The sequence below is a fragment of the Nocardiopsis nanhaiensis genome, assembly GCF_054778635.1.
Genome location: NZ_BAAGZJ010000097.1, coordinates 22053 through 28851, shown reverse-complemented (window position 1 = coordinate 28851; position 6799 = coordinate 22053). Strand labels below are relative to the sequence as shown.

General features: G+C 71.0%; 6 protein-coding genes. 1 reads left to right on the top strand and 5 read right to left on the bottom strand.

The window, feature by feature from the left end; genetic code table 11:
* Positions 1-279: 279 nt before the first annotated feature.
* From ACYVD1_RS30315 to ACYVD1_RS30300, 4 genes are all read right to left on the bottom strand, one after another.
* Positions 280-1242 carry a bile acid:sodium symporter family protein gene (locus ACYVD1_RS30315; protein ID WP_460777933.1) on the bottom strand — a complete coding sequence of 321 codons (963 nt, stop codon included), beginning with the start codon at positions 1240-1242 and terminating at the stop codon, positions 280-282.
* Positions 1243-1565: 323 nt separating this feature from the next.
* Positions 1566-2117 (bottom strand): ATP-binding protein, encoded by a 552-nt coding sequence (locus ACYVD1_RS30310; protein ID WP_460777932.1) that lies wholly within the window; start codon positions 2115-2117, stop codon positions 1566-1568.
* Positions 2118-2313: 196 nt separating this feature from the next.
* Complete coding sequence (locus tag ACYVD1_RS30305; protein WP_460777931.1) at positions 2314-3846, bottom strand: glycerol-3-phosphate dehydrogenase/oxidase; 1533 nt, start codon at positions 3844-3846, stop codon at positions 2314-2316.
* A gap of 11 nt (positions 3847-3857) precedes the next feature.
* On the bottom strand, positions 3858-4487 hold the full coding sequence (locus ACYVD1_RS30300) for a TetR/AcrR family transcriptional regulator (protein ID WP_460777930.1): 630 nt from the start codon (positions 4485-4487) through the stop codon (positions 3858-3860).
* 17 nt (positions 4488-4504) lie between these two features.
* Here ACYVD1_RS30300 and ACYVD1_RS30295 point away from each other — a divergent pair, with 17 nt between their 5' ends.
* On the top strand, positions 4505-6127 hold the full coding sequence (locus ACYVD1_RS30295) for an FAD-binding oxidoreductase (protein WP_460777929.1): 1623 nt from the start codon (positions 4505-4507) through the stop codon (positions 6125-6127).
* On the opposite strand, the gene ACYVD1_RS30290 is transcribed toward ACYVD1_RS30295, so the two are convergent.
* The gene (locus ACYVD1_RS30290) at positions 6111-6776 is read right to left on the bottom strand and encodes a hypothetical protein (protein ID WP_460777928.1); all 666 of its coding nucleotides are present in this window, start codon (positions 6774-6776) and stop codon (positions 6111-6113) included. The two genes, ACYVD1_RS30295 and ACYVD1_RS30290, sit on opposite strands and share 17 nt — an antisense overlap.
* Between the last annotated feature and the right edge of the window lie 23 nt (positions 6777-6799).

The window sequence follows — 6799 nt, the reverse complement described above, 5'->3', positions numbered from 1 at the left end:
TAGCCGCCAACCCGCCGTCGTAGCGGAGCGGGTCAAGGTGGAGCGCCGTTGACGCGCGAAGCGCTCGATGGCGACGACCTTGAGGCGCGCAGCGGAGACGGCCACAATCACGCGGCGGGAAAGGAGGGAACCCCAACCCAGAGAGGCAACCCCAAGCAGACAGGGAACTCCAACCACCAAGGACCCCACACCCATATCCACCCACCGGCTCCAGTGGCACCCCTGGTGACAGCATCCCTGGTGACAGCACCCCTGATGACAGCACCACTGGTGCCCTGATCAGCCGGTCGGTTCCGTGGCTCCGGCGGCCCCAGGTCCCCCAGGTCCCCCAGGTCCCTCAGCGGTCCGAGCGGTCCCAGCGGCCTCGGCCTTTTCCTCTCGGGCGTTGCGGCGGGTGAGCAGCACACCGGCGACGGCTGCCGTGAAGAACATCATCACGCCGTAGACCGCCGAGGGAATCGCGATCTCCGTGCTGTTGAGAACGGTCACCGCGATGGTCAGCGAAAGCGTCGTGTTGTGCAGGCCGATCTCCATGCAGGAAGCGATGGCCTCCGGCCGCTTGGTACCGACCATGCGGGGCGCCCAGTAGCCCACCACCAGGCTGACCACGTTGAAGATCAGGACCATGAGGCCCACCGACACGATGTACTCGGGCAGGTTGGCCCACTCGGCGGCGATCGCGCCGGCGATGACCGAGATGAGCACGAGGATAGAACCGAGCTTGACCGGCCGCTCCATGCCCTCGGCAAACGAGGTCATCTTCGCCCGGATGAACATGCCGATGGCGACGGGAACCAGGATGACGGCGAAGACCTGCACCATCTTGTCGGCCTGCAGCCCGATGGACCCGCCGTCGGTGAAGTAGCCGAGTGAGAAGCCGGTGATCAGGGGCAGCGTCACCATCGCGGTGAGCGAGTTGATCGCGGTCAGCGAGATGTTGAGCGCGACGTTGCCCTTGAACAGGTAGCTGTACAGGCTCGCGGTCGTACCGCCCGGCGACGCGGCCATCATCATCATGCCGACGGCGAGCAGCGGCGAGAGGTCGAAGTAGTTGACGAAGACCAGTACCAGGCCGAAACAGAAGACCGGCAGAAGGACGATCTGACAGCCCAAGATCAGCACGATCGTCCAGGGCATCGACAGCAGGCGGGTGAAGTCCTTGATGGTCAGGGACAGGCCGAGACCCAGCATGATGATGCCGAGAGCGATCGGGAGACCGACCGTCGTGAGGGCTGTGTCCATGGGGGCACCTTGGGGGACAGGCCGCTGGGGAGGCGGCACGGGCGGTCAGAGCAGACGCGGACCGCGTTCGGTGAACGGTGCCGACGTACAGGCGACCGTGACGCCCGGACAGACCCCAGAAGGTCCCGAGGATGCACGGAAACGCGCCATTCCGTGACCCGCGCCACAAAGTTACCTGTAAGTAGGAAATAGTGGCATGCACCACGCCCCCTGGCAAGTGCCGCTCACACCGACCCCAGGTCAGGCAGCCCGAACCACCAGCCCGAACAGATAACCCGGACCGGGCCATCCCGCGCCAGGCATCCCCCGCCAGGCATCCCGGATCAGGCCGCGGGCCAGGAACTCCCCGTGAGGTCGTAGGCCAGGTGGAACCACACCTTGCGAATACTCGGGTGCCCGTTGTCCCCCCACGTGGTGGCGAAGCTGTCGATCAGCGCCAGACCCCGCCCGTCCTCGGCGGTTAGCCGCTCCTCGGGCGAAGCGGCGAACAACTGGCCGCCCTCTCCCCTGAGCGCGCTCACGGGTGTCCCGTTGTCGCGACAGGTCACCGTCAGCCCGTTCGGCCCCCGGTCCACCCGGATGACGAAGGTCTGACCGGGCTCCCCCGACCTGCTGTGCCGGATCGCGTTGGTGGCCAGCTCTGCGCCGAGCAGCGTCAACACGTACTGGTAGTCGGAGTCGTTCCCGGCCGCGCAGGTTTCCAGGAAGGCCCGGACCAGCGGCACACTGATCGGCTCACCAGCGAACTCCCAGCGGCGTTTGGTGAACGGCACCGGCCGTCGACCGCTGAAGAAGTGCCGGTACTCGTCCGGAACCCTCTGGAGGACACTGTCCTCGGTCGTGGTGAGGGTTGGCACGGCAACGAGCGTCGGCATGGCTGACTCCTTCGGCGGGACGGCTCAGTGGACGGGCGAGCCGGAACGGGGGCGGCTGCGGGAGTGTCCGAGGGGGGAGGGAGGCTCGAACCGGTATGACCTTACGCGATCACATCGTCGCTTAACAGGGGTACGGGGTGTGGCGAGTTTCCCCAATTCCCCCCTGAACCGTTCCCCGAGCCCCTCCTCCTCGCGCTCAGCCCACCGCCGCGAGCGCCTCCTTGGCCGCTGACTCGGCCAACTCGCGGTCGGCGTCGACCAGCGCGATCCGGCTCCGGCGCTCCAGCAGATCCGCGATGTCCAGCGCGCCCTCGTGCCGCACGCCGAAGCGCAGTTCGGCCGGGGTGATGCCCCGGACGATCGGGGCCAGCAGCTCAGGGTCTCCCCCGGCCTCGGCGACCACGTCCACCGCCTCGGTCCCGTACCTGGCCACCAGGCGCCGCGGCGCGTCGACGGCGTCGAGCTCCCCGTGCGGCGCGGCACCGACCAGCGGTATCTCGCGGGTCCGGCACCGGCCAGCGGGCAGCCGGTGCACCGTGACCAGCGTGTCCACGGCCTCCTCCGCCATCGCCCGGTAGGTGGTGAGCTTGCCGCCGACCACCGTCACCGCCCCGTTGGGCGCGACCGACACGGCGTGTTCCCGGGAGAGGCTCGCGCTCGTCCCGGACCCGTGCAGCAGCGGCCGCAGTCCGGCGAAGGCACCGATCACGTCCGACCTGGTCAGCGAGGCGGACAACGCCCGGTTGAACTGGGCGAGGAGGAAGTCGACGTCCTCCTCGGGCACCTCGGGAACCCGCTCGGCCGGACCGTCCACCGGTTGGTCGGTGAGCCCGGCGTAGACCCGCCCGTCAGGTTGCGGCAGCGCGAACACGAACCGGCTCACGCTCCCTTCGAGCGGGACCGTCAGCGCGGCCTTGGGGTTCCCGAGCGCCGCCCCGTCGAGGACCAGGTGGGTGCCGCGGCTCGGGCTCAGCCGGATCCTCGGGTCGAGGGCGTCGGCGTGGACCCCGGTAGCGTTGACCACCGCTCGGGCCCGCACCGGGATGATCCGCCCGTCGGTCTCGTCGCGCAGGACCACACCGTCCGAGGTGACGTTGTCGGCCGAGCAGCGCGTGATGATCCGGGCTCCCTCCCGGGACGCGGTGCGGGCGATGCCCAGCACCAGCCGGGCGTCGTCGACGAGCTGGCCGTCGAAGGACAGGATGCCGCCGAGCAGCTCTTCGGTCTCGACCCCCGGCAGCAGGCGTTGGGTCTGTCGTGCGTTGAGGAACCGGGGTGCGCGCAGGACGTTGGCGGGCGTCCTGGACAGGACGCGCAGCAGGTCGCCCATGCCCAGCCCGCCGCGTAGGAAGAGCGTCCTGGCCAGACCGGTGCCCCGGTGGACCGGGATCACCATGGGCATCGGGCGGACCAGGTGGGGCGCCGTGACGCGCATGAGAACGTCGCGCTCGCGGGCGCTCTCGTAGGCGATGCCGACCTGCCCCTTGGCGAGGTAGCGCAGACCGCCGTGCACGAGTTTCGAGCTCCAGCGGCTGGTACCGAAGGCCAGGTCGTCGCGTTCGACGAGCACGGTGGACAGGCCGCGGGAGGCGGCGTCCAGGGCCACGCCGGCCCCGGTGACTCCCCCGCCGACCACCAGAACGTCCACCTCGGGGTGGGCCTCCAGTTCGGCGAGGTCAGCGGCTCGTTGGGTGGCGTTGAGGGACGTGGAGCGGTCGTTCTGGCGCATGGGAGGCGTCCTTAGGGTTGGAGGTAGCCGTCCAGCAGGGCGGCCAGTTCGTCGACCAGGCCTTCCTGGTCGAGAACGTCGGCGAACAGTCGGCGGGAGGTCACGGTGTTCTGCACGGTGACCATGACCATGTGGGCGAGGACGCCGGGGTCTCCCCCGCGGACGGAGCCGTCGGCCTGCCCTTCGACGACGGCCGGTTCGACCAGTTCGAGGGCGGCCCGGTGGCTGCTGCCCAGCCGGTGGAACGTGTAGGTGGCCAGTAGCTCCGGCTCGGTGTCGACGATGCGGCCGACCAGGGGGTGGGCGAGCATCGCCCGGGCGACCCCGGAGGCGTGCCGGACCAGCTGCTTCCGAACGCTCTCCGGCGCCGCGTCCCGCTCTGCCCCCGCACTTCGTTCCGTCTCCCGCTCCGCCTCCCGCTCGGCTTCCACTTCCTCCGCGATGAGGATGCTGCGGAGTTCACGGGTGAGCAGGTCCGCGACCAGGGCGGTCACGTCGGGCCAGCGCCGGTAGACGGTGGGGCGGCTGACCCCGGCGCGGCGGGCCACGTCGGTCAGGGTGGTCCGGCGCACCCCGAAGGCTTCGACGCAGTCGTGGGCCGCGTCGAGAATCTCGTCCTCTACGTTACGTTTTGACGCCATATGTAAAACTGTAGGGCATGACCCACGATGCTCGCACTGACCACGCCACCGACACCGCACCGGACATGAGCTGGTTCGCTTGGGGCGACCCGGCCAAGGCGAAGGAACTCGACCCCGGCCTGCGCGAACTCATCTCCCAGGTGCTGCGCGCCCGGACCGAGGACATGCCCCCGGTCGCCGAGGAGGACGTGCCCCTCCCCCCGCCCCGCCTGGATGTCAGCCTCCGCGCAGCGCTCACCGAGGTCGTGGGAAACGATCACCTGAGCACCGACGACGCGGTCCGCCTCCGCCACACCGGCGGCAAGAGCACACCCGACCTGCTGGCCCGGCGCGCGGGACAGGCCTCGCCCGCGCCCGACGCGGTGCTGTACCCGGCCGACCACGACCAGGTGGAGCGGCTGCTGGCGGTCTGCTCGGCGCACCGGGTGGCCGTGGTGCCCTTCGGCGGCGGCACGAGCGTAGTGGGCGGACTCACTCCGGTGGACGGCGGCTTTCCCTCCGTCATCGCCCTTGACCTGCGCCGACTCGACGCCCTGGTCTCCCTGGACACCACCTCGCTGACGGCCGTCCTGGGCGCGGGCGTACGCACCCCGCACGCCGAGGCGGTGCTGGCCGAGCACGGGCTCACCCTCGGGCACACCCCGCAGAGCTACGAATACGCGACCATCGGCGGGTACGCCGCCACCCGGTCCAGCGGCCAGGCCTCATCCGGCTACGGCCGGTTCGAGGACATGGTGGTGGGCCTGCGGATGGCCACCCCCCGCGGCACCCTGGAGGCCGGAGGTCCTCCGGCCCCCGCGGCCGGCCCGGACCTGCGGCGCCTGCTGGTCGGCTCAGAGGGCACGCTGGGCGTGATCACCGAGGTCGCCGTGCGGGTCCGGCCGCGTCCGGAGCGGGTCCTGGACGAGGCGTGGTCCTTCCCCGACTTCCCCACCGGGGCGGCGGCCCTACGCGTGCTCGCGCAGTCGGACACCCGGCCCACCATGGCGCGGATCTCCGACGAGACCGAAACCTTCGTGAACGCGGCCATCGGCGGGCGCGAGGCCGTCCCCGGCTGCCAGGCTGTTCTGGGCTTCGAGGGCGCCGACGCCGAGGTCGAGGCGCGCGCAGCCGCGGTCCGCGAGGTGATGACCGCCGCGGGCGGCACCCCGTACGGACCGGGGCCGGTGGCGCACTGGCGGGAGACCCGCTTCCACGCCCCCTACCTCCGCGACACCCTGCTGTCCGCGGGCATCCTCGCCGAGACGTTGGAGACCGCCGCGTCATGGACCGACCTGCTTCCGCTGTACCGGGCGGTGGTGGGCGCGCTGACCGGCGCGTTGGAGGACGACGAGGGCGGGGCCGTGGTCCAGTGCCACGTCTCGCACACGTACCCGACCGGCGCCTCGCTCTACTTCACGGTGGCCACGGCCGCGGGCGACGACCCGGCCGCCCGCTGGGCCCGAGCCAAGCGGGCGGCCTCCGACGCGATCGTCGCCAACGGCGGGACCATCACCCACCACCACGCCGTGGGCACCGACCACCGGCCGTGGATGGCGGCGGAACTCGGCCCGCTGGGCGGCGAGGTGCTGCGCGCGGTGAAGTCGGCGCTGGATCCGGAGGGTGTGCTCAACCCGGGCAAGCTCATTCCGGAGGCTTGAGCTGCAGGTCCTCCGCGACGCCCTCCAACGCCTCCAGGCTGTCGAGGGGCGCGACCGGCCCCTGAGTGTGGTGGAAGAGGCTCACACGGACGTTGGCGACCGAGTACTCCAGGGAGGCCCACAGTTCGGCGGCGCGCCCCTCGTCCTCGCTGATCAGCTGGGAGGCCGTCGCGTACCCGCCGTCGCCGACCGCGAGCGAACGCCACTCCACCGCTTGCATCGGCGGGTCGGAGTACTCCAGCTCGAAGTCGTCGGACTCGCGCTCCAGCTGGCCTTCGGCGAGCATCGCCTGCATGCGGCGGACCTCCTCCCGCTCCTCCGGGTCGTACAGGACGGCTTGGAGGCTGAAGTCGACCGGGTCGCCGGAGACCGCGCCGGCCGCCTCGCAGTGCACCAGCTGGAGCACCCCGTCCTCGTCCCCCTCCGACCGCCCGCCCCGGAGCTCGAAGGCGTCCGTTCCGGGCAGGCGGTCGGCCACGTCGGCGGGCAGCAGCTCCTCGCAGTCGCCGGGCAGGCTGGTGTAGTCGTGGGTGATCTGGTCCCACACGACCAGCCCGCCGGCGACCAGGACCGTTCCCGCACCGGCCGCCGCCAGCACGAGCGGCCAGCGACGGCGCCCTGACCGCGCGCGCCGCGTGGGTTCGGTCATACTGGTTCAGCCTCTCGGGTGGA